The following is a 20,880-nucleotide window of genomic DNA, read 5'->3' as shown; positions in this document are numbered from 1 at the left end:
AATTATTCTTCACTATAAATTTAAAATTATAGATAGTATGCATATTGAAAATATTGATTTTGAAAAGCAGCAGATTCTTGAAGTAACCAGAAAACTGACAGATTTGATGATTGAAAGAAATCTGTTAGAGTTAAATAAGATTTTAGATAACCATTTTACCCTGACTCATATTACAGGCTACGTACAATCAAAAGAGGAATGGTTTTTGGAAATTGAAAGCGAGCGAATGAAATATTACTCTTTTAAAGAGGTGAAAACTTCGGTTAAAATCGAAGGAGACAAAGCTATATTTACTGGTCAGAATCTTTTGGATGCCAGAATTTGGGGAACGCGAAATAATTGGAGATTGCAACAGACGATGAATCTTGAAAAACGAAACGGGAACTGGATTATTTTAAAATCGACTGCAACTACGTTTTAAAGAATTTAAAAAAATAAAAACATGAAAAAGAGAATATTAGGACAAAATGGATTAGAAGTATCAGCTCTCGGAATGGGCTGTATGGGACTTAGTTTCGGTTATGGCCCAGCAACAGATAAAAATGAAGCTGTAAAATTAATTAGAAGTGCCTACGAGCAAGGAATTACTTTTTTTGATACCGCCGAAGCTTATGGTATTGCAAATGAAGAATTAGTGGGAGAGGCTTTGCAACCTTTTAGAAAAGAGGTGGTTATTGCAACTAAATTTGGTTTTAAAGAAGGAATTGTTGCAAAAGGCATGGACAGTAGACCTGAAAATATCAGGGCAGTTGCTGAGGAATCCTTGAAACGATTAAAAACGGATGTGATTGATTTATTCTATCAGCACAGAGTAGATCCAAACGTGCCTATGGAAGATGTGGCAGGAACTGTTAAAGATCTTATTAAGGAAGGAAAAGTAAAACACTTCGGGCTTTCGGAAGCAGGAGTTACATCTATTAGAAAAGCTCATGCAGTACAGCCTGTAACGGCTTTGCAAAGTGAATATTCAATTTGGTGGAGAGAACCCGAGCTGGAAATTTTGCCTGTGCTTGAAGAATTAGGGATTGGTTTTGTACCGTTTAGCCCTTTGGGAAGAGGATTTTTAACAGGTGCAATTAATGCAGATACAAAGTTTGACTCTGACGATTTTAGAAATATTGTTCCTCGTTTTACAGAGGAGAACAGAAAAGCTAATCAAAAGCTGATTGATTTATTAGCAGAGACTGCTTTTCTAAAACAAGCGACTCCGGCACAAATAGCTTTAAGTTGGTTATTGGCTCAAAAACCTTGGATTGTTCCTATTCCAGGAACGACAAAATCTCATCGTTTAACAGAGAATATTGGAGGAGCTACTGTTGATTTATCTCAAAAAGATATTCAGGCCATTGACGATGCTTTCGCAAAAACTACTATTCAGGGAGATCGTTATCCATCGCATTTACAAAAAGCAGTTGGTAATTAAACTAAAAATAAAAAAATGAAAAAAAGTTCATTCATAGAAAAAGGAAATCCAGCACCCGCAGATTATTTTTTGGGAGATGTCAATGTCAATTTGCTGCTTAAGGCGGAAGATTACAACACCATAATGGCAATTGTATCTTTTGATGCAGGAGCAAGAACCAATTGGCATACGCACACCAACGGTCAAATTTTGATTGTAGCAGAAGGCGTTGGTTATTATCAAGAAAAAGGAAAAGCCATTCAAGTGATTAAAGTGGGTGATGTGGTTCAGATTCCAGTTAATGTAGAACATTGGCACGGAGCTTCTCACGAAACTGCAATGAGGCATTTTGCAATTATCCCAGACAGCAAAACCGATAAAACCGAATGGCTGGCTCCAGTTACTGAAAACGAATACAATACTGAAATTATAAACGAACAATAAAATAAAATATGGAAACAATTAATATAAAAGCATTTGGAACAGCCGCTGCGGATGCGCCTTTAAAAGGATTAAACATAGAACGTAGAGTCGTACAATCAAACGATATTGAAATACAAATTTTGTATTGTGGTGTCTGCCATTCTGATTTACACACTGCCCGAAATGATTGGGGCGGAACTTTATATCCAGCTGTTCCTGGACACGAAATTGTGGGTAAAATCACTAAAGTAGGGAGTGGTGTAAGCAAATTTAAAGTTGGAGACTTAGCAGGAGTTGGCTGTTTGGTAGATTCTTGTAAAACTTGTAATAGCTGTAAAAACGATTTAGAGCAATATTGTTCTAATGGTTGGGTTGGAACCTATAACGGACAAGACAAACATCTTGGCGGACACACTTTTGGCGGTTACTCTGAAAAAATTGTTGTTAATGAAGATTTTGTTTTAAAAGTACCCGCTAATTTAGATTTGGCAGCTGTTGCTCCGCTGCTTTGTGCAGGAATTACCACTTGGTCTCCGTTAAGACATTGGAAAGTCGGAAAAGGAAGTAAAGTAGCTGTTGTTGGTTTAGGAGGTCTGGGTCACATGGCGGTAAAATTAGCTAAAGGTTTAGGTGCCGAGGTTACTTTGTTTTCAAGAACACCAGATAAAATTCAAGATGCGAAGGATTTAGGAGCTGATAAAGTAATCATTTCGACTGATGAAAATCAGATGAAAACTGTAAATGGGGAATTTGATTTAATTATTGATACCGTTCCTAATATTCATGATATCAACCCTTATGTTGCGACTTTGAATTATAGCGGAACTTTGGTTTTAGTGGGGTATCTTGGGCCATTGGATCCATTTTTGAATACAGTTCCATTGATTTTGGGAAGAAAATCAGTTGCTGGTTCTTTAATTGGTGGAATTGCCGAAACACAAGAAATGTTAGATTTTTGTGGCGAACATAATATCGTTTCAGATATCGAAATCATCAAGATGCAAGAGATTAATGAGGCGTATGAAAGAATGCTAAAAAGCGATGTAAAATATCGTTTTGTAATTGATATGGCTTCTTTATAAAGATTAATATATCGAAGATTTTCCACTTAAATCGAAACCAATAAGCACTAATAATAGCTTGGTTACGCTGTGGTGGTTGAAAATAAGGCTATATTTTTTTAAAGCCCTAAACATGTCAAAAGTGTTTAGGGCTTTTTGTTTCAAAAATAGTATGAAAATAATTTTTTGGAGCAGAACATTTCGGTAGTAATACCAGAAGTCCCGCTGTCCATTATATTCCCGATTAACAAAAACTACGGCAAAAAAGCCTTGTTTTTCTAAATCGGGAGATGCCATTTCCATCGGGGCTAGGCGACAAGTTTAGTTATTCAAAAATACAAAACCAACTTTCCATTAAGCCAAATGCCCAAATCCGTTTTAGTGGCTGTAGGCAGTAGTTTTTTTAGTTCTCAATTTTTACGATTATCTTTTTTTCAAAGTTTCTATTGTCGGATGTGCTACAACTAAATGTAACTTCGTAGTTGTCAGAAGTGAATACACTTTCTTTTTTTAGTTTTTTGCTAAATTCAAATACTTTATTTTCATTATAGGTATCATAAATTTCTATTTGATTTTTTATTTCTTCAATTGCAAATAAATTTTGATTTGCATTTATAGTTACATTTTTATATTTAAAAGGGTGGTCAAATTTTAATGAATATGTATTTTCTAGTAAAGAATTATCATAGACTCTTCCTCTTTTAAAGGCATAGCATTTTGTAGATAAACCTAAATCTAAACTAGCAATAAACTTGGTGTCATATCTAATTATAAAAATTATATCGTTTTTTAATACATCTGTTTGTGTGAAAGTATTATATTCTTTTTCTTTATTTATTTCATCAATTGTAGCTCCATTAAACTCAATATCTGAAATCAAATAATGTTGTGGCGAACAACTTTCACTTATAACAATTAGAGAAAGATAGATTCCTATTATCTTAAATAGTTTTTTCATATTCAATAATATTATTTTTTTCCTTTTCGGGAAAAATTACTGCCAACATTCCAGAACTACAGCGGTTAGGGACTAAATTATGCCCATTCTTCGGATTTGCCAAATCATTCAAATACAAAACCAATTATCCCATTAGGCTAATTGCCCAAATCTCTTGTAGTTGTAGTTGGTAGGCGCATTTCTATGAAACCCAATTTTCTGATATTTTAATTATTTTCCACTTATTCTTTACTTTCTTGAAATAGATACTATTTCCATAACCACATAGTCCTCCACAAATATATTCAACATTAAGATTTCCGCTTTCTTTGTTTTTATCAAATTTTATTTTTGAAATCTTTAATACTCCTGAAAAGTTAAATTTGTATTTTCTTTCAACAATATTTTCTTTAGGAAATTCATTTATGTTTTTTAGCTTGAATTTGCCATTCAATTTAATGTTTTTAAAATCAAGAATATAATCGTATCCGTAACACGAAATTTTTGGATCAAAAGCAATAATTACTTTAGAAGTGTCTTTTTCCACATCAGAAATTTGTTGTTTCCATTCTTTTAAATTTTTGATTTCTTCTAGAGTTGCTTTCGTTGAGTCAGTTTTAACATAATAACCTTCTTTGTTAAATATTAGTTTTCCATATCTAGGCGGAGGATTTGAAAATATTCTTACATCTTGACAAGTTGAGTCTACTATGCTTGGCAAAATCTCTGTCAAGACATTTCGGTTAAATTCAATCTCTCTGTTTATTTCAATCTCATTCTTATTATTTTTACAACTCGAAAAAAGAATAATAATAATTAAGAGAAATGTTATTTTTTGAAGTTTCTTCATAATATATCTGTCAATGTTCTAATACTATAGTGGGTTTAGAACTAAATTAAGCCCATTCTTCGGATTTGCCAAATCATCCCAAATACAAAACCAACTTTCCATTAAGCCTATTACCCAAATTCGCTGTAGCTGTTGTGAGCAGGCATTATTTTTCCCAATGATCTACCCGAATATTAGTTAAAGTTGAGTCTGCACTAAAATTTACAATCAAAGTTTTTGTTTCTATTGGGTCGATATCACTTCCATAATATGTGTAAATTTCATATTGAAGTTGAAGCGAATCCTTTTCGTCGCTCAATTGTTTTTTCCCTAGTAACTTCTCAGTGTCAGCGAATTTCATTCCAGGCTTTAAGTAGTTTTTTGAAAGGTCTTCAATCATTAATTCTCTATGATTATAGTCTAAATCATCTGGAGTATTCCATTGGATTTGATTAAATTTTATTTGTTCCTGTTTGCAGGAAGCAAATATTAGAATTATGACAAAAAAAGATAAGTATAGATTATTTCTCATTAGCAGTATGTTTGTTTATGCTTGCTCACAACGTTCTAGTATTAAAGCGGGTTTGGGATTAAATTAAGCCCATTCTTCGGATTTGCAAAATCATCCCAAATACAAAAACATTTTTCCATTAAGCCAATTACCCAAATCCGTTGTAGCTGTTAGCGGAGGTTTCTTTACTCCAGTATACCGAATAGCATCGGAAATCTTTTCTCTTTTATGTATAAACTTCTATCGGTATTATAGGTATTGTTATTACAAAGTCCAACTCCAAAACTTGGTGAAGGACTAATTTTCAAAATATATGTATCGCCATCTTTATACTTAGTTTCTGTACACAATGCAGATATATTTAACAATTGATTTTTATATTTCCCATCTAATATTTTAACTAGACTTGTTGAGCCAAATGCCATCGTTTCACTTTCACACCATTTTGGATTTATGGAACAAGTGGTTATAACTTTAACATGTACAGTTGACATTTTTAAATCATTTTCCATAGCATTTATTTCTTCAGAATTTAGTGAAAAAGATTCATTTCCATAGTTTTCTACTGTTTGTGAATAAATGTTATTGAAAGAAAACAACAAAATTAGAATATAAATTACTTTCATGGTTTTTGGGTGTTTTGTTGGAAATCTCAGCTAACGTCTTGGTACTACAGCGGGTTTGGGACTAAATTAAGTCCATTCTTCGGATTTGCCAAATCTTCCAAATACAAAACCAACTTTCCATTAAGTCAATTGCCCAAATCCGTTGTAGTAGTTGTTAGGCGTTTGGTTGTTTATTTATTGAATTTTCAATCTAGGATAAATTCAATTGCTGACTTTGAATGCAAAAGTGTTGTGTCAAAAATTGGAACTTTTACATCATTTTCTTTGATAATCATTGGTATTTCTGTGCAACCTAAAATAATTCCTTCGGCTCCATCTTCTATTAGTTTTTCAATAATTTTTAAATATTTTGCCTTAGTTTCTGGTTTTACTATTCCTTTCCCCAATTCATCAAATATTGTGTTGTGAAGAAATTCCCTGTCTTGCTCATTTGGAATAATGGCAGAAATTCCTTTTCCCTTAAGCTTTGATTTAAAGAAATCTAATTCCATGGTAAATTTAGTTCCCAACAGACCAACTTTTTTAATTCCTTTTTTTTCAATTTCGTTTGCAGTTGAAGTTGCAATGTGAATTAGTGGAATATCAATTTCCTTTTCAAGTCTTTCAGCAACTAGATGCATTGTATTTGCACACAAGACAATTGCTGTTGCTCCGCATGATTTTAAATGATTAGATGCTTTTAGAAGCATTTGAAAAGTGTTTTCCCAATCATTTGAATCGTTGTTTTTCTTAATATCTGCGTAATTAAACGAATAAATAATACATTCCGAAAAATTTAGGCCTCCTAATTTTTCATTTACGCCTTGATTTATTAAAGTATAATAATCAACGGTTGAAACCCAACTAATTCCGCCAATAAGTCCTATGATATTCATAATATATTCGTTTTTTTTCACTGTTAGGTTCTTGTCAACTGACGCATAACGTCTTGGTACTACAGCTTGTTTGGGACTAAATTAAGCCCATTCTTCGGATTTGCAAAATCATCACAAATACAAAACCAACTTTCCATTAAGCCAATTGCCCAAATCCGTTGTAGCTGTTAGTGGCTGTGTTTTATGTTCAATAAATTTTTAGGTGGGGTGGAAGTTTGTGGTCAATTTTTTTAAGCAAATATGGAGCTAGTATTATAGCTGAGATATTACAGAAAAACGTATAGTCGTAGAATAAACGAGTTTCTTTTGTTAAAAATATAGTAAGTATAACCGAAATAATCAGAAAGACAATCGTATTAGTAACACAAAAAAACCTAGGACTAAAGTCTTCACTTAGATAATAAACTATGGCTAAAGCCCAATAATAAAAAATAAAATGACAACCTTTTAAAAGTAATAGAAAAAATATATTAGCTTTTATTAATAGAAAGGCTGGAACACATAAAACAATAGCAATTATGGCTTCTGTTAACCATATAATCATTAAAGTTCTTATAATTTCTGATATTTTCATATTTTTTACTATCGTTTTTTTTCCAAGATAGCCACTAACGTCTTGGTATTACAGTGGGTTTCGGACTAAATTATGCCCTATTTTCGGATTTGCCAATTCATCCCAAACACAAAACCAACTTTTAATTAAGCTAATTGCCCAAATCCGTTGTAGTACCTATTGGCAGATGTATTTTTTAGGAAATCCAAGTTTCTTCAACTTTAGTAATTACCCATTTACCTTTTATCTTTTTAATGAAAACCAAATAGCCCAAGCCACATTTTCCTCCGCAACTGTAACTTACATCGAGGCTTCCAGATTCTTTTTTAGTGTCGAATTTTATGTTGGAAAAAGACATAGCACCAGCAAATTTACTATAGTTTGTTTTCCAATCCGTATATTCTAAATTTTGACCTCTTGGATGTTCACTTAAATGTCTAAGGGTAAATTTAGAACTTTTATATTTACCTAAGTCGGTTTTCTCATTAATCAATCCTTGGTTTCCTAATGCGATTATAAGGTTTAATGTGTCTTTTTTTAATGCAGATCTTTTTATTTCACATTCTAAATCTCTCTTGTGTTGACCGACAGAATCCAATCCAATCCACTTTCCATTTTTATCATAAATAGGTTTGCCTTGTTCTGGGAAACAGGTATAAAGTCTTTGATCCATGTATGTTGAATCAACAATTGTGATAAATAATTTATCAAAAATGGTTTGTTCGAATTCTTTATCTGTGATTTTGTTGTCACATCCAAAGAAACCAAAAATTAGTATAAATAATATGATGTTTACTGTTCGTCTCATAAATAAGTTTGCTAACGTTCTCGCGCTACAAGCAGTTTGGGACTATATTAAGCCCATTCTTCGGATTTGCCAAATATTCCAAATACAAAACCAACTTTCCATTAAGCCAAATGCCCAAATCCGTTGTAGAGGCTGTTACCAGCAGTACATTATTATCGTTATTCACAGTGACTTATTTTATAATTTTGAAGTTTTTTAGATGAATTAATCTTCAAAATATTCACCATGAGCTATTCTTATAATTTTGGAGTTTCTTGCGTCAATGATTATTAAAAAATTTCCATTGGATTTATTAGTTCCAAAAATAATCCAATAATTTTCTACGAAGATAATTTCATAAGGTTTTTGTTTTTCTATATGTTCTTTTCCGTATAGATTAAATAGAACTGGTTCGGCAACTTTTATTGCAATAATGCTATCCGTTATTATGTTAGTTTTATTATCTATGCGATTATCAAATTTAGGATATTGCAATGCATTTTTTAATTCTCTTTTAGCGTATTCTCGTTCTAAAATATTGTTTTTATTTTGTGAGTTACAATTAAGTGAAAACAGTAAAATAATAAAGAATAAATATTTCATATGTTTGGTTTTTAGCTTTCTACTGTTGTATTGCTGGTAACGTTCTGGCACTACAGCGGGTTTGGGACTAAATTAAGCCCATTCTTCGGATTTGCCAAATCTCCCAAGTACAAAACCATCTTTAAATTCAACCTAAAGCCCAAATCTCGTGTAACGGCTGTTAGCTGATGTTTCTTTCTTTAGTTTATCAGTTTTTTCAAAAATATCAACTTACATTGATAAAGCTAAAAATTGCAATTTTTTATATACGATGTTAGCTCAAGTTTTTTTTATCAGATATATCGTGATGAAATTCATATAATGTTTTTCCGTTTTTTACTTTTCGCCATTGTTTTCTGATTGGTCGTGATGCTAACCTTATTTTTCCTGCATTGAACATTCTACTTCTAAAAATTCGGTCAATCAATTCCTGTTCCGTTAATTTTATCCATTTCCCCTTGAGTTTAAATCCTCCGTGATTTCCCAATCTTGCTTTAAAATCAGTTCCGTCTTTTCTGATTTCTGTAAATGCGCCTGAATCTCCGTGAAGTGTAGGTATTTGATTCGGTTGTAATTCATAAAAAGCGTCATAAAAATTTAGAATACAACGATTATCAATTTCAGCAATAATATTTTTTATTCGTTCAATAGTAGAGTCGTTGTTCAATTCCAAATCAACAACAGTTTTTTCTCCATATTTCACACCTTTTATTCTGTCATAAAAGATTTGAAGAAAGTTTTTAAATGGATTAACTTTTGTGTTCATTTTTTCTAAAATATCAGCTAACTTATTTATACCCGCTACAAACCAGCGATAATCTACCTGATTTTTGAGGTATACTCGCTATTTTAATAGCGTATTTTCTCCAAATATAATGCTTTTCGTAATAAATTACTCTTTAGCTCCAATCACCTTTAATAATACTTGATTTTCATTTTCAAGCAATTTTATTTTTTCTTTCAAAGCTTCGATTTCATTGGTTGTTATTGCATCTGTCGGAGCATCTGTAGTATAGTTTTTAGGCAATTGCACAGCTATGTCCATCAGGAAATTGTGTTCTAAACCTTCGGAGAGTTTTAGGATAATATCGAGTGATAAGGTATTCACAGATATAAATTTTATTTGAATGAATTATAATTTAAAATTCATGCAAAAAATAATTTTATATTGTACATTTGTATAGAAATTAATGAGTTATGACAAAAGTAGAGGAGCTTAAAAAACAGTTGGAGCGAGGAAAAGTATATCGTCGGTCTGATTTGGCTAAATGGTCCAAATCGGTAGATCGTCATTTGGATGTGCTTTTAAAAGAGGATACTTTGCAAAAATTATCTCAGGGTCTGTATTATTTTCCAGAAGAAACAACTTTTGGTCAAACTCCGCCTGAAGATGAGGTGTTGGTGCGCAGTTTTCTTAAAGATGATCGTTTTTTACTCACTTCTCCAAATGCTTATAACAGTTTGGGTGTAGGCACCACACAGCTTTATAATCAAAGAATTGTTTACAATCATAAAAGACACGGTGAATTTAAATTGGGGAATAAAAAGTTTTCTTTTCGGGTAAAACCTCATTTTCCTAAAAAAGTAACACAAGAATTTTTAATAGTCGATTTGGTCAATAATCTGGAAACACTAGCAGAAGACCAGAAAGAAGTTTTGAAAAATCTGTCTGCCAAAGTTCGTTTGATGGATGCAGAAAAAATTCAAGAATCTGTTATGGAATACGGAAATGCCAAAACAAAAAAAATATTTGAATCTTTATTATCTTCTAAATAGCCATTATGTCTTCTGATTATCTACACAACCATAAAGATTTCTACAATTTACTGCGCATTATAGAAGATGAGACGGGAATTCAATCTGGATTAATCGAAAAAGATTATTGGATTATGCATACCTTATATGGTTTGAAAAAACAAGATTTTCAATTTGAATTAAAAGGAGGAACTTCTTTATCCAAAGGCTATCATATTATTGACCGTTTTTCGGAAGATATTGATATTCACATCAAGCCTCCTGCGGAAATGAATATTAATGAAAATCCTAAAAACAACAAACTAAATAATGTTGAAGCTAGGAGAAAATTTTACGATTGGTTAGCTCAAACAATACAAATTGCTGGAATTATTTCTGTTGAAAGAGATTATGCTTTTGATGATGTTGTTTCCTATCGAAGTGGCGGTGTGCGGCTGATTTATGAAAGTCAAACTAACCCAATTGATGGAGTTAAGGAAGGTATTTTATTAGAAGCAGGATTTGACAAAGTCACACCAAATTTTCCGCTAACGATAAGTTCATGGGCATATGAAAAAGCAAAGGAAAATAAAACAATTGATATTATTGATAACAGAGCTGTTGATATAATTTGTTATCACCCAGGTTTTACATTTGTTGAAAAACTGCAAACCATTGCTACAAAATTTAGACAGGAACAAGCCGATGGAAATCCACGAGCCAATTTGATGCGCCAATATTATGATGTGTATTGCTTGTTAGAAAATGAGGAAGTAAAAAAGTTTATTGGCACGCCAGAATATGAAAGTCATAAAATAGAACGGTTTCCAACTGTGGATTTAGAGATTCCTATAGCTGAAAATATGGCTTTCTTGTTAAGTGATACTGATTTAAGACGGGAATTCAGAAAGAGATATGTGGCTACAGCAGCATTATATTACAAAGGACAACCTGATTTTGATATAGTGTTGGAAAGGATAAATAAGTATTTGAAAAAATTATAGATTCAACGGAATAGTAAAGCCCTAAATAGGGCTTTTTTATATTTTAATTTAAAAACTCAGTACTTCCAATCCTCAAACAATGCTCGGTTCCTAAATAGAGTGGGTCTCCATGTTTTTCGGACCAAAAACCTTGTAATACATCTTTGGTGATGCATTTGTAAACAGCCACGCCTTTATACGTTTTGTTGTCTCCTCCTTCATAGTTAAAATTAATTACCAAAATATTGTCTTTAAAGAAGCCTTTGCCCTTTTGCTCTTGCTCATTATTAATAAGCCATTGCGCAATTATTCGGTTATTTTCGTCCAGTGATAAGCTCAAAATGCCTTTGTAAGTCATTTCGATGGTATCATCTTGATTGCTTCCGGAAATGGCATAATCGCCGATTAAATCTTGTATAGTCATTTGTTTTTTTAAGTATTTAAAATCACCAAAGTAAAAAGGTGATTAATAGACAATCAATTTTAGTCATATTTAAATTTGACATATAAATTAATGTACGAATACAATCCAAAGCCTTCAAGAGCTAATTTTTTCATGTTTTCAACGTGGGATTCTCCTGCTTTACCATAGCTGTACTGATAAGTGTTTCCTGAAGAAAAACTTACCTTAATATAGTCTGAACCAATTTCATATGATGAAACTCCTGAATCACCACATACATTTGCATATTTTTCCATAATTAAAACTTAGTATAAATTTTTGATATTTTTTATCTCTAATAATCTTGATTACTTCCCGAAATGGCATAATTGCCGATTAAATCTATAGCATTATTTGAAATAAAACCGTTGAAAGATAGGTTATTTTATCTTATCAATTAATACAAAGTTTGTTTTTGAAAATATAAAACGCATGAATTTGTATTCATCAACAGAAGTAATTATTTGATTTTGATAACAGTAAAACAAGGAAAAACTTTTGCATTTTTTTATTATTATTTTGAATGTGAAAATTATATAAGTAATTGATAAATGGATGTAAAATGTTAGAAATAGGAGTGTTATACATTTGAAATATCATAAAAAGGAATTTTTTTGATTTCAAATATTTATAATTTAATAAAAACAAAAAAGATGAAAAAGTTAGTATTAATGCTACTCCTTGTAGCAAGTTCAGCGAATATATGGGCACAGACTCCCAAAGTAGTTACGAGTGATAAAGATGGCTGGCATAAAATTGGTGAAACTACAGTTAGCTTAGATAAAGAGACTGATAAGATTCCAATTGTGGGTGCCAATCGTTTTGCTGCTATTAAACTTAAAGTTACCGATGCTTCCATTCGTTTAGAATCATTTGATATTTTTTATGGCGATGATGCAAAGAAAAGTGTAAAAATAGGAAAGGAAATAAAAGGTCCTGGAGAAACTTCAGTAGCCTATCTTGATGGTGAAAAAACTGTTAAAAGAGTAGACTTGTTTTACCATACTATTAGTCAGGGCAGCAATAAAAAAGCTCATGTTGAAGTTTGGGGATTGAAAACAAATCCGGATAAAAAATAATTTTTCTGTTGTAAAATATTCATTTAAAATAAAGTGTTATGCCTTGGACTAATAAAGATTATCCGCCTGCAATGAAAAATCTTCCAGTTAAAGTGCGCCACAAAGCTATTGAAATAGCAAATGCAATATTGGAAGACGGAAAACTCGACGAAGGTGCCGCAATTGCTACTGGTATTAGCAAAGCTAAAGATGTAGTGGCAGACCGAGAGAAGAAAAAAAGCTAGTTCAAAAAAGAACTCCTATTGCTAATCTGAAAGATTGGGGCGTCTTAAGATTATTAAGCAAAAGAGTGTATTAATGAAATAGCTAATCCATCGATAGTATCAGCTAAGTAGATTTGGTTTGAGAGATGGAAATTTTGACTTAAAGCAACTAAGTCAAAAATAGAAGGGTTAGGATAGTATTATTCTAACCCTTTTTCTATTCAGTTTTTTAATAAACTAATTTGAACTTCATGTCGATTATAAAAATTATGAAACTTTATATATGAATTGTATAACGCTATGGTTTAGTTTATTACGAAATTTGAATATATCAAAAAGGGAAAATTTACAACCATTTAATTAATTCCTATTTAGAGCAAAATGTTGAATTTATTTTAAAACACATTAAAAATGAAAAATTTATACTTAAAAGCTGGAAAAGCGCAAGATGTTTTTAATGATTTGAAAGATAATTTCAACGGTACATTAACGTACAATAATGATCAATATAATTTAGCATTAGATTCTAAATTGGCCAAAGGAAATATCAATGGAATCGTCTTTCCAGACGGAATGACTTACATGCAGTTTGATGTAATTTTTTATGATGATGTGAGACTAAGTATGGAACCATTTATGAATTTTCCGATTTTATTTGCGTACTGTAAAGAAGGAATCCTGAAACATAGTTTTGGAGAACATGGGGAAAGAAAAATGATTAAAAAACAACAAACAGGAATCCTTAAAAGTACTTCAAGTCTAAATAGTATACTGCATTTTGAAAAACGTATTCCAGTTAAATTTCATGCAATTGTAATAAATACAGTTGCTGATAATGAGTTTAATGGTCAGTTAGTTAAGAAATTAAAAAAAACATTTTTAGATGTAAAAGGAGATTATCTGGATATCAGTTTTCAAAATTTTAAAATTGCTCAAAAGATAGAAGAACTGAATATGTTGCTTCACAAAGGGATTGTTCGTAATTTATTAATAAACCGTATTCTGGATAAAATTATTGAAATTGAAATTGAACAACATACGGATGGTTTTACTTTGATGGCGCAGGCAATTAGTTCTTTCACAATAAAACAAATTGACGAAATAAAAAGAGTGTCGGATGTTGTTATAAATCTTTCTTTAGAATTATTTACAACCGATTATTTAATTCAAAAAGCAAAATTATCTGTATACAAATTGCAAAAAGAATTTAAAATACTGTTGAATAGAACAGTGCATGAGTTTCTAATTTATGTACGAATCGAAAGAGAAAGAGTATAACTCGAGTTAGCTGAAACAGCACGCAATATATATAGAAAACGGCTTTAACTAAGCTGTTTTCTTGTTTTCAGTAATTTGTATTTAAATCAGTGTATTAAGTTAAAATAAAGTTAGTTATGGAAAAGATAAAGAAATTCCCAAAACAAGAACAAACACTTCCTGGTCATGAATATAAAATGAATCCAGAGCCAGAAATTATTCGGGAAAATTATAAAGGAAGCGGTAAACTCAAAGATAAAGTTGCCTTGATAACAGGAGGAGACAGTGGGATTGGCCGTAGCGTTGCTGTACATTTTGCCAGAGAAGGGGCGAATGTGGCTATCATTTATTTGAAAGAAGATAAAGACGCTAAAAAAACCAAGGAATTAGTAGAACAAGAAGGAAAGGAATGCCTGATTATCAGTGGAGATTTAAAGGATATCAAATTCTGCGAAAGTGCTGTAAAGAAATGTATAAAAACATTTAGCGAATTGAATATAATTGTGAATAATGCTGCGGTGCAATTCCCTCATGAAACGTTCGAAAAAATTACGGCAATACAATTACAGACTACTTTTGAAACCAATATTTATCCTTATTTCTATATTACAAAATTTGCTTTGCAGTATTTAAAAGAAGGGGATTGTATCATTAATACAAGTTCGGTTACAGCGTATAGAGGAAGTGAGCATTTGGTAGATTATGCCAGTACGAAAGGCGCTATTGTTAGTTTTACCAGATCATTATCAGCTACACTTGTTGAAAGAAAAATACGTGTCAACGGTGTAGCTCCGGGACCTATTTGGACTCCTTTAATCCCTGCTAGTTTTGATAAAGATAAGGTCGCTGTTTTTGGGCAAAATACGCCTATGGGAAGAGCAGGACAGCCCTCAGAAGTAGGACCTGCGTATGTGTATTTAGCGTGTGAAGACAGCAGTTATGTGACAGGACAATTTATACATGTAAACGGGGGTGAAATGGTTGGCGGTTAAGTAAAACAGTTATTCTCCTGTTTTACTGTTAGGCGCATCAACGGGTTTGGATTGCGGAGATCCTTTTTGACGCAAATAAATAGAAAGTACTACAATAGCAAACACCGATAAGAATTCGCTTTGCCAGTTTTGGAATGATTCAAACCAAAATCTTGAATCGATAATATAGTTTTGAGCCGTTTTTATGGGTAGTTTTTTTAGCGAAAGCAATTTATTCTCATCGGCTAAACTGCCATAAAAATGTAAAATAAAACTAAGAAGAAACAATGCAAATAAGGCTATCGACAGAGAATGTTCGTATATGGCCAATATAAAGCCGCCTTTTTGAACAGGCCATGGGGCATCTTTTTTCGGGGATGAAAAATCTTCTTTATCCGCTTTATCTTTTGCATCAAAATCTTTCGACTCTGAAGAGCCTTTTTGCTGTAAAAAAATGGTAAAAACTACAAAAAACAACATTTGCAAAAATTCGCTTTCCCAATTCTCAAAAGTAGATTCTATAAAATGTCCAGAATGTAAATAGTCAAGATAGTTTACAGCAGGAGCACCGTTTTCTATCAGAAGTTTATTGTATTCCTTTAATCCAAAAATAATTTGGAATAGTATCGAAACTATAAATAAGAGAAGAAAAGAAAGTGATAATCCGTTATTTTTTAAAAACTTTTTCATTTGGGTTGATTTATTTTTTTCATTTCTAAAGCATTTAAAATTCCTGCTGTACTTGCCGTATTATTGAAATAAATGAAGGTCTGTTTGGTGTCATTTCGAGAAATAATATCATTTATCGTATTCAATTTTTCAGTGGAATAATCAGAATAAAACATTTTAGTATTTCCGTGAAGCCGAATATAGATAATTGGAAATGTAGTAAAAATGGTTTCTGGTAATTGCGGATGGCTTACACTACAAAAAGTAATATTGTTTTTATCTAATTCTTTCCATACTTCTGGAATCCACCAACTTTGATGACGAAATTCAATAATATTATCAAAATTCAAGTCCAACTGATTGATAATGAAAAGCAATTTTTCGGCTGAATACTGATAACTAGGAGGTAACTGAAATAAAATAGGGCCTAATTTATCTTTTAATCCGTTATCACAAATAGAGTAGAAGTCATTAATTAGTGCTTCACAGTCAACGAATTTTTTAGTGTGTGTGATTTCCTTAGGTGCCTTTACTGAAAACAAAAAATCTTCAGGAGTTTTTTGATACCAATCTTCCATTGTTTTCAAGGTTGGAAATTTATAAAACGTCCCGTTCATTTCATACGTATTAAAATGGGTGCAATAATACTCGAACCATTTGGAAGAAGGAATATCTTCGGGATAAAATACTTTTTTCCAATAGGAATTATAAAAACTAGAACAGCCGATGTATGGAATTTTTTTCATGAGTACAATGTTTGGCAATTTGGACAATAAAAACTTCTACGATTCTTAACGCCCGTCTTTTTATACTGAATGGGCAAATTGCATCTTTGACAGACTTTTTTGGTATACACTAACCAATGGTTTCTGAGTTGATAAATTTTTTTCCATTCCAAAAACTCAAAACTGTATTTGGAACATTCATTAATGATTGTATCTAATGTATCAGAAGAAATCTTGCCTGTTAAAGATTCCGGATGAATGAAAGTTCTATAGAGTACTTCGTTCTTAATTATATTTCCAACTCCTGCAAAAATGTTTTGATCTAGTAAGGCATCACAAATCATTTCGTCCGGAATTTTTTGGAGTTTTTTCTTTGCTAGTTTAGGATTCCAATCCTTGTTCATAACATCTGCAGACCAATCATAATGCAAATTAACATTGCCTTCCAGGAGTTTTATGGAGCAGGTATATAGATTTAATTCACCATTAGAAAAAACCAAACTTAGTCGGGGAGCACTATCTTTTCTTTCATTGATTCTATAAGTTCCAAACATTAATAAATGAACTTTTAGAGTAAAATCTTCGAAACAGATTAAAAAATGTTTTCCCCAACTCTTGAAAGAAATTATATTTTGATCTTTTATTCGATCCATATCAATTTTGCTATTACCAAAAGCGGAAATAACTTTCTGTCCAGTAAATTGCTGAACAGCTTCTTTTAAAATTACTATGGAAGGACCTTCTGGCATATTACGTTGAATAATTTTGAACTCTTGTCAAAATTACTTTCAGAAGTACTGATTTGCCTTATATTATTTATAATGAAGATTATATTATTTGCATTTTAAAAGGAAATTGTCAGTTTGTAATGTTTTGTTTTACAACGTATTATTCAGAGTAATTATGAAGTTTTAAACTCTTCTATAGTCACCTTTCCAATGTTTAATGGATTTTTTAATTGCTGTAGCTGAAAGATTTTCTAAAAGTGTTTTTTCAATAAGATTGTCTAGTTCTTCATCGGAGGCAAATCGTAAAGCAAATAATTGTTCATCGCTTAACTGATCCTCAAAGTTCTCCATTCTTTTTCCTGTAATAGAAAAATAACGATAGCGCAGTTCTAAAATTACAATTCGGTTTTGTAAAGTCAGGGCATAATGTTGTCGGAGCATAAACGCTAGGCAGAACAAAACAACAAATATAATACTGATAAAAATCCAAATCAATTTATCTTCAGTAGTATATGCAAAATACACACTAAAGCTTAGCAACAAAATTATAATTGGATAATACACAAAATGATGCGGAGTATAATAGCGGATATGATTTTGAAAGGATTGTTTTTCCATGATTTTGTTTTTTAAAATATTCAAAATCACTCTTTACTTTTAATTTTTAGGACAAGTATTTATGTTAAAATTCAAAGGAAGAAGATTTGTTTTTATGTATGCAGATTCATTACATCATTAAAAAGACCAAACACTTTCAGTAACCAGATGATTACAAAGATTACAACAACGATGTTAAAGATGTTTTTAATTTTAGGATCCATCGGAATGTAAGTGTTAACAAGCCAAAGAAGAACACCAATAACAATTAAGACGAGCAAGACGGTAACTAATGGCATAATATGTTTTTTTTAAGTTATATTCAAATGTACCTTAGTTTTAATCAATGAAATTATATAATTCTGACATTCAGTTATATAATTCTATCTGTGTTTTTTCTTGTACGTTTGAACCATAATAACTTTGAAAGAAAGTTTCATTAAAAACAATTAACTTCGTTAGATCTGGATGTTTTTATTTTTGTTTTTTTGATTTTATACGGAACAAAACACCCGAATTAACGTTTGAATAATTACATTCAAGGGTTAGATTCAAAAAACGGTTTCCAATTGAAAAATATACTTATTTATGAAAAGCACTAAATTACAAGCGTTTATTCCTCTTTTTTATGTGGTATGGTCAGATGATTTATTGACCGAAAAAGAGTTTGTGACTTTACAGGAATTTATTAATTCGCAGGATTGGTTTTCGGCAGAAGAGAAAGAAACATTACTTTCAAAAATCAGTATTTCTAATCCTCCATCCCGTCAGGATATTACGGATTGGAAAAATAAAATAGAACAAACCATTAAGGAGAATCCTGCTTTAAAATCTATTTTTGAAATAGCCGTAGCACTTTCCCAAAACGATGCTACGATTCAAAAATTAGAGCCCTCATTTGTAAAACTCGAAAATGATTTAGGAATTCTAGGAGAAGAAGCTATTAGTAATTTCAAAACAAAAGCAAAATCTCATACCGTTACTCAACAAACGGAAGCTAGTTTTGATATTCAAAAAATAACAGATCTTTTGGATGGGGAACAAGCGCCTATTATCAACAAAGTAAAATCTATTATTTCGAGACCTGAATTTAAATATGAAACGTCAACGGATATTGGTGTGCACCGTCAGAAAGTGTACGATTGGTGTAAAATTTTGGCCAACGAAAATCTTGGCAATATGGCATATCCGAAGCAATATGGAGGAGGAGAAAACATAGCCGATTATTTTTCGATTATGGAAACGTTGAGTTATCATGATTTGAGTCTGGTAATTAAATTTGGGGTGCAATTTGGGCTTTGGGGAATGAGTGTGCAATCGCTCGGTACAGAGAAACATTATGCTAAATATCTAAAAGACATTGGCACGCTAAAATTGCCTGGCTGTTTTGCAATGACCGAAACACATCACGGTTCGAATGTAAAAGGACTGGAAACCACAGCAACATATCATCACGAAAACCAGACTTTTACAATTCATACACCACACGAAAAAGCCCAAAAAGAATATATTGGCAATGCTGCACTTCATGGGCAAATGGCAACCGTTTTTGCCAAACTTATTATTGCAGGACATGATTATGGTGTGAATGCTTTTATTGTTCCTCTGCGTGATGAAAATGGTGTAGTTTTAAAAGGGATTACCATTGGAGATTGCGGTCATAAAATGGGATTGAATGGTGTAGATAACGGAACCATTCGTTTCGATGAAGTGGTAATTCCAAAAGAAAATATGCTGGATCGTTTTGCTTCGGTAAATGATAAAGGGGAGTTTGAAAGTCCGATTCCGAGTGATAACAGACGTTTTTTTACGATGTTGGGAACTTTAGTAGGCGGTAGAATCGGGATTCCACGTTCGGCATTGGCTGCAGCCAAAAGCGGACTTACCATTGCCATAAAATATAGTGACCAACGGAGACAATTTGGACCCGAAGGAGGTTCAGAAGTTTCTATCCTGAATTACCGTATGCACCAACGAAGATTATTGATTCCTTTAGCCAAAACTTATGCAGTACATTTTGCTTTACAATATTTGACTAAACGTTTTTTGAATAAAAAAGAAGTCGAAATGCAGGAAATAGAAGCTTTGGCAGCAGGATTAAAATCGTATTCAACCTGGAGTACTACGGCGATTTTACAGGAATGCAGAGAAGCTTGTGGCGGAAAAGGCTATCTATCAGAAAACAGAATTGATGCTTTAAAAAACGACACCGAAATTTACACCACTTTTGAAGGCGATAATACCGTTTTGATGCAATTAGTAGCAAAAAACCGTTTGTCCGAATTCAGAAAATCGTTTGGAGAAATGGGTTCTTTTGGTATCATTAATTATGTTTATGAAAATACCAAATCAGTTATAGCCGAAAAAAATCCTGTAGCTATTCGAAGAACAGATGTAGAACATTTATTAGATAGTGAGTTTCATTTGCAGGCTTTTCAGCATCGAGAAAAAACAATTTTGGCTTCGGCTGCTAAGCGTATAAAAAAATTAATTGATAATGGTTTAGATGCTTACGATGCTTTTAACGTGGTGCAACACCAAATGATAGATGTGGCTGAAGCATATTTAGACAGAGTAGTTTTGGAACAATTTCAAATTACTATTGCAGCAATTAAAGATCAAAATAGCAAAGCAATTTTAACCAAACTGAATCAATTGTATGCACTTTCGCAAATAGAAAAAAATAAAGCCTGGTATTTGGAAGATGGCTATATGGAAGCAATAAAAACGAAAGCCATCCGAAAAATAGTCAATCAGCTTTGTTGGGATATTCGACCAGATGCAGTGGCTTTGGTCAATGCTTTTGCAATTCCGGATTCCTGTTTAGCAGCTCCAATTGCTTTTTGAGTAGTTGAGTAAATGTTAACGAAGCCCCAAATAGTGTAAAGTATTTGGGGCTTTTTTGT

Annotated in this window: 27 protein-coding genes; 11 read left to right on the top strand and 16 right to left on the bottom strand. The window is 32.0% G+C overall.

The features are described from left to right. Window positions 1–37 precede the first annotated feature (37 nt). Genes ACUN3A_RS01690 through ACUN3A_RS01675 form a run of 4 tightly spaced genes read left to right on the top strand, consistent with a single transcriptional unit; the run spans window position 38 to window position 2,907 of the window. Window positions 38–421 carry a nuclear transport factor 2 family protein gene (locus ACUN3A_RS01690; protein ID WP_445549621.1) on the top strand — a complete coding sequence of 128 codons (384 nt, stop codon included), beginning with the start codon at window positions 38–40 and terminating at the stop codon, window positions 419–421. 21 nt (window positions 422–442) lie between these two features. Then, on the top strand, window positions 443–1,423 hold the full coding sequence (locus ACUN3A_RS01685) for an aldo/keto reductase (protein WP_445549620.1): 981 nt from the start codon (window positions 443–445) through the stop codon (window positions 1,421–1,423). 15 nt (window positions 1,424–1,438) lie between these two features. Beyond that, window positions 1,439–1,846, top strand: coding sequence for a cupin domain-containing protein (locus tag ACUN3A_RS01680; RefSeq protein WP_445549619.1), 408 nt, complete (start codon window positions 1,439–1,441; stop codon window positions 1,844–1,846). 8 nt (window positions 1,847–1,854) lie between these two features. Beyond that, window positions 1,855–2,907, top strand: a complete 1,053-nt coding sequence (locus ACUN3A_RS01675) for an NAD(P)-dependent alcohol dehydrogenase (protein ID WP_445549618.1) — start codon at window positions 1,855–1,857, stop codon at window positions 2,905–2,907. Between the two features lie 382 nt (window positions 2,908–3,289). Here the strand turns inward: ACUN3A_RS01675 and ACUN3A_RS01670 are convergent, their stop codons facing one another. The 9 genes from ACUN3A_RS01670 to ACUN3A_RS01630 form a co-directional block, all read right to left on the bottom strand. Then, window positions 3,290–3,844: a hypothetical protein gene (locus tag ACUN3A_RS01670; protein ID WP_445549617.1), complete on the bottom strand. Its 555-nt coding sequence runs from the start codon at window positions 3,842–3,844 to the stop codon at window positions 3,290–3,292. Between the two features lie 181 nt (window positions 3,845–4,025). Then, window positions 4,026–4,673 (bottom strand): hypothetical protein, encoded by a 648-nt coding sequence (locus tag ACUN3A_RS01665; protein ID WP_445549616.1) that lies wholly within the window; start codon window positions 4,671–4,673, stop codon window positions 4,026–4,028. A gap of 145 nt (window positions 4,674–4,818) precedes the next feature. Then, window positions 4,819–5,184 (bottom strand): hypothetical protein, encoded by a 366-nt coding sequence (locus ACUN3A_RS01660; RefSeq protein WP_445549615.1) that lies wholly within the window; start codon window positions 5,182–5,184, stop codon window positions 4,819–4,821. A gap of 164 nt (window positions 5,185–5,348) precedes the next feature. Then, the gene (locus ACUN3A_RS01655) at window positions 5,349–5,789 is read right to left on the bottom strand and encodes a hypothetical protein (RefSeq protein WP_445549614.1); all 441 of its coding nucleotides are present in this window, start codon (window positions 5,787–5,789) and stop codon (window positions 5,349–5,351) included. A 185-nt stretch (window positions 5,790–5,974) separates the two neighbouring features. Continuing rightward, on the bottom strand, window positions 5,975–6,664 hold the full coding sequence (locus ACUN3A_RS01650; RefSeq protein ID WP_445549613.1) for an aspartate/glutamate racemase family protein: 690 nt from the start codon (window positions 6,662–6,664) through the stop codon (window positions 5,975–5,977). Window positions 6,665–7,413: 749 nt separating this feature from the next. Continuing rightward, a complete protein-coding gene (locus tag ACUN3A_RS01645; RefSeq protein WP_445549612.1) occupies window positions 7,414–8,025 on the bottom strand; it encodes a hypothetical protein in 612 nt (203 codons plus the stop codon). A gap of 204 nt (window positions 8,026–8,229) precedes the next feature. Beyond that, complete coding sequence (locus tag ACUN3A_RS01640) at window positions 8,230–8,607, bottom strand: NTF2 fold immunity protein (RefSeq protein ID WP_445549611.1); 378 nt, start codon at window positions 8,605–8,607, stop codon at window positions 8,230–8,232. Window positions 8,608–8,860: 253 nt separating this feature from the next. Then, window positions 8,861–9,352 (bottom strand): hypothetical protein, encoded by a 492-nt coding sequence (locus ACUN3A_RS01635; protein WP_445549610.1) that lies wholly within the window; start codon window positions 9,350–9,352, stop codon window positions 8,861–8,863. 126 nt (window positions 9,353–9,478) lie between these two features. Further along, window positions 9,479–9,694, bottom strand: a complete 216-nt coding sequence (locus ACUN3A_RS01630; protein WP_445549609.1) for a hypothetical protein — start codon at window positions 9,692–9,694, stop codon at window positions 9,479–9,481. An 89-nt stretch (window positions 9,695–9,783) separates the two neighbouring features. Here ACUN3A_RS01630 and ACUN3A_RS01625 point away from each other — a divergent pair, with 89 nt between their 5' ends. Both ACUN3A_RS01625 and ACUN3A_RS01620 read left to right on the top strand, forming a co-directional pair. Beyond that, entirely contained in the window at window positions 9,784–10,362 is a 579-nt protein-coding gene (locus tag ACUN3A_RS01625; RefSeq protein ID WP_445549608.1) for a DUF6088 family protein, read from the top strand. Between the two features lie 5 nt (window positions 10,363–10,367). Beyond that, the gene (locus ACUN3A_RS01620) at window positions 10,368–11,324 is read left to right on the top strand and encodes a nucleotidyl transferase AbiEii/AbiGii toxin family protein (RefSeq protein WP_445549607.1); all 957 of its coding nucleotides are present in this window, start codon (window positions 10,368–10,370) and stop codon (window positions 11,322–11,324) included. Between the two features lie 43 nt (window positions 11,325–11,367). Here the strand turns inward: ACUN3A_RS01620 and ACUN3A_RS01615 are convergent, their stop codons facing one another. Both ACUN3A_RS01615 and ACUN3A_RS01610 read right to left on the bottom strand, forming a co-directional pair. Further along, window positions 11,368–11,727 carry a hypothetical protein gene (locus tag ACUN3A_RS01615; protein WP_445549606.1) on the bottom strand — a complete coding sequence of 120 codons (360 nt, stop codon included), beginning with the start codon at window positions 11,725–11,727 and terminating at the stop codon, window positions 11,368–11,370. Between the two features lie 59 nt (window positions 11,728–11,786). Continuing rightward, entirely contained in the window at window positions 11,787–12,002 is a 216-nt protein-coding gene (locus ACUN3A_RS01610; protein ID WP_445549605.1) for a hypothetical protein, read from the bottom strand. 396 nt (window positions 12,003–12,398) lie between these two features. Here ACUN3A_RS01610 and ACUN3A_RS01605 point away from each other — a divergent pair, with 396 nt between their 5' ends. The 4 genes from ACUN3A_RS01605 to ACUN3A_RS01590 all read left to right on the top strand — a co-directional run bounded on the left by ACUN3A_RS01605 (window position 12,399) and on the right by ACUN3A_RS01590 (window position 15,276). Then, window positions 12,399–12,824 (top strand): hypothetical protein, encoded by a 426-nt coding sequence (locus ACUN3A_RS01605; RefSeq protein WP_445549604.1) that lies wholly within the window; start codon window positions 12,399–12,401, stop codon window positions 12,822–12,824. A 38-nt stretch (window positions 12,825–12,862) separates the two neighbouring features. Beyond that, window positions 12,863–13,048 carry a hypothetical protein gene (locus ACUN3A_RS01600; RefSeq protein WP_445549603.1) on the top strand — a complete coding sequence of 62 codons (186 nt, stop codon included), beginning with the start codon at window positions 12,863–12,865 and terminating at the stop codon, window positions 13,046–13,048. 390 nt (window positions 13,049–13,438) lie between these two features. Then, on the top strand, window positions 13,439–14,305 hold the full coding sequence (locus ACUN3A_RS01595) for a hypothetical protein (protein WP_445549602.1): 867 nt from the start codon (window positions 13,439–13,441) through the stop codon (window positions 14,303–14,305). A gap of 116 nt (window positions 14,306–14,421) precedes the next feature. Beyond that, window positions 14,422–15,276, top strand: coding sequence for an SDR family oxidoreductase (locus ACUN3A_RS01590; protein WP_445549601.1), 855 nt, complete (start codon window positions 14,422–14,424; stop codon window positions 15,274–15,276). A 9-nt stretch (window positions 15,277–15,285) separates the two neighbouring features. On the opposite strand, the gene ACUN3A_RS01585 is transcribed toward ACUN3A_RS01590, so the two are convergent. From ACUN3A_RS01585 to ACUN3A_RS01565, 5 genes are all read right to left on the bottom strand, one after another. Further along, the gene (locus tag ACUN3A_RS01585) at window positions 15,286–15,945 is read right to left on the bottom strand and encodes a DUF6766 family protein (RefSeq protein WP_445549600.1); all 660 of its coding nucleotides are present in this window, start codon (window positions 15,943–15,945) and stop codon (window positions 15,286–15,288) included. Continuing rightward, a complete protein-coding gene (locus ACUN3A_RS01580; RefSeq protein WP_445549599.1) occupies window positions 15,942–16,670 on the bottom strand; it encodes a DUF72 domain-containing protein in 729 nt (242 codons plus the stop codon). The genes ACUN3A_RS01585 and ACUN3A_RS01580 overlap by 4 nt, the downstream gene beginning before the upstream one ends. Further along, window positions 16,667–17,398 (bottom strand): DNA-formamidopyrimidine glycosylase family protein, encoded by a 732-nt coding sequence (locus tag ACUN3A_RS01575; protein WP_445549598.1) that lies wholly within the window; start codon window positions 17,396–17,398, stop codon window positions 16,667–16,669. Before ACUN3A_RS01575 ends, ACUN3A_RS01580 begins: the two co-directional genes overlap by 4 nt. A gap of 162 nt (window positions 17,399–17,560) precedes the next feature. Next, complete coding sequence (locus tag ACUN3A_RS01570; protein ID WP_445549597.1) at window positions 17,561–17,995, bottom strand: DUF6526 family protein; 435 nt, start codon at window positions 17,993–17,995, stop codon at window positions 17,561–17,563. A 92-nt stretch (window positions 17,996–18,087) separates the two neighbouring features. Beyond that, window positions 18,088–18,273, bottom strand: coding sequence for a Thivi_2564 family membrane protein (locus tag ACUN3A_RS01565; RefSeq protein ID WP_445549596.1), 186 nt, complete (start codon window positions 18,271–18,273; stop codon window positions 18,088–18,090). Window positions 18,274–18,562: 289 nt separating this feature from the next. Between ACUN3A_RS01565 and ACUN3A_RS01560 the strand changes: the two genes are divergently transcribed. Then, window positions 18,563–20,821: an acyl-CoA dehydrogenase family protein gene (locus tag ACUN3A_RS01560; protein WP_445549595.1), complete on the top strand. Its 2,259-nt coding sequence runs from the start codon at window positions 18,563–18,565 to the stop codon at window positions 20,819–20,821. Window positions 20,822–20,880 lie beyond the last annotated feature (59 nt).

Source organism: Flavobacterium sp. WC2509 (genome assembly GCF_052683105.1).
The sequence above is the reverse complement of the archived record's forward strand: the minus strand, read 5'-3'. Positions and strand labels throughout refer to the sequence as shown.

Bases quoted from the DNA above. Each gene is read 5' to 3' on its own strand.
- ACUN3A_RS01690 (WP_445549621.1), top strand. From the start codon at position 38: ATGCATATTGAAAATATTGATTTTGAAAAGCAGCAGATTCTTGAAGTA.
- ACUN3A_RS01685 (WP_445549620.1), top strand. From the start codon at position 443: ATGAAAAAGAGAATATTAGGACAAAATGGATTAGAAGTATCAGCTCTC.
- ACUN3A_RS01680 (WP_445549619.1), top strand. From the start codon at position 1,439: ATGAAAAAAAGTTCATTCATAGAAAAAGGAAATCCAGCACCCGCAGAT.
- ACUN3A_RS01675 (WP_445549618.1), top strand. From the start codon at position 1,855: ATGGAAACAATTAATATAAAAGCATTTGGAACAGCCGCTGCGGATGCG.
- ACUN3A_RS01670 (WP_445549617.1), bottom strand. From the start codon at position 3,844: ATGAAAAAACTATTTAAGATAATAGGAATCTATCTTTCTCTAATTGTT.
- ACUN3A_RS01665 (WP_445549616.1), bottom strand. From the start codon at position 4,673: ATGAAGAAACTTCAAAAAATAACATTTCTCTTAATTATTATTATTCTT.
- ACUN3A_RS01660 (WP_445549615.1), bottom strand. From the start codon at position 5,184: ATGAGAAATAATCTATACTTATCTTTTTTTGTCATAATTCTAATATTT.
- ACUN3A_RS01655 (WP_445549614.1), bottom strand. From the start codon at position 5,789: ATGAAAGTAATTTATATTCTAATTTTGTTGTTTTCTTTCAATAACATT.
- ACUN3A_RS01650 (WP_445549613.1), bottom strand. From the start codon at position 6,664: ATGAATATCATAGGACTTATTGGCGGAATTAGTTGGGTTTCAACCGTT.
- ACUN3A_RS01645 (WP_445549612.1), bottom strand. From the start codon at position 8,025: ATGAGACGAACAGTAAACATCATATTATTTATACTAATTTTTGGTTTC.
- ACUN3A_RS01640 (WP_445549611.1), bottom strand. From the start codon at position 8,607: ATGAAATATTTATTCTTTATTATTTTACTGTTTTCACTTAATTGTAAC.
- ACUN3A_RS01635 (WP_445549610.1), bottom strand. From the start codon at position 9,352: ATGAACACAAAAGTTAATCCATTTAAAAACTTTCTTCAAATCTTTTAT.
- ACUN3A_RS01625 (WP_445549608.1), top strand. From the start codon at position 9,784: ATGACAAAAGTAGAGGAGCTTAAAAAACAGTTGGAGCGAGGAAAAGTA.
- ACUN3A_RS01620 (WP_445549607.1), top strand. From the start codon at position 10,368: ATGTCTTCTGATTATCTACACAACCATAAAGATTTCTACAATTTACTG.
- ACUN3A_RS01615 (WP_445549606.1), bottom strand. From the start codon at position 11,727: ATGACTATACAAGATTTAATCGGCGATTATGCCATTTCCGGAAGCAAT.
- ACUN3A_RS01610 (WP_445549605.1), bottom strand. From the start codon at position 12,002: ATGGAAAAATATGCAAATGTATGTGGTGATTCAGGAGTTTCATCATAT.
- ACUN3A_RS01605 (WP_445549604.1), top strand. From the start codon at position 12,399: ATGAAAAAGTTAGTATTAATGCTACTCCTTGTAGCAAGTTCAGCGAAT.
- ACUN3A_RS01600 (WP_445549603.1), top strand. From the start codon at position 12,863: ATGCCTTGGACTAATAAAGATTATCCGCCTGCAATGAAAAATCTTCCA.
- ACUN3A_RS01595 (WP_445549602.1), top strand. From the start codon at position 13,439: ATGAAAAATTTATACTTAAAAGCTGGAAAAGCGCAAGATGTTTTTAAT.
- ACUN3A_RS01590 (WP_445549601.1), top strand. From the start codon at position 14,422: ATGGAAAAGATAAAGAAATTCCCAAAACAAGAACAAACACTTCCTGGT.
- ACUN3A_RS01585 (WP_445549600.1), bottom strand. From the start codon at position 15,945: ATGAAAAAGTTTTTAAAAAATAACGGATTATCACTTTCTTTTCTTCTC.
- ACUN3A_RS01580 (WP_445549599.1), bottom strand. From the start codon at position 16,670: ATGAAAAAAATTCCATACATCGGCTGTTCTAGTTTTTATAATTCCTAT.
- ACUN3A_RS01575 (WP_445549598.1), bottom strand. From the start codon at position 17,398: ATGCCAGAAGGTCCTTCCATAGTAATTTTAAAAGAAGCTGTTCAGCAA.
- ACUN3A_RS01570 (WP_445549597.1), bottom strand. From the start codon at position 17,995: ATGGAAAAACAATCCTTTCAAAATCATATCCGCTATTATACTCCGCAT.
- ACUN3A_RS01565 (WP_445549596.1), bottom strand. From the start codon at position 18,273: ATGCCATTAGTTACCGTCTTGCTCGTCTTAATTGTTATTGGTGTTCTT.
- ACUN3A_RS01560 (WP_445549595.1), top strand. From the start codon at position 18,563: ATGAAAAGCACTAAATTACAAGCGTTTATTCCTCTTTTTTATGTGGTA.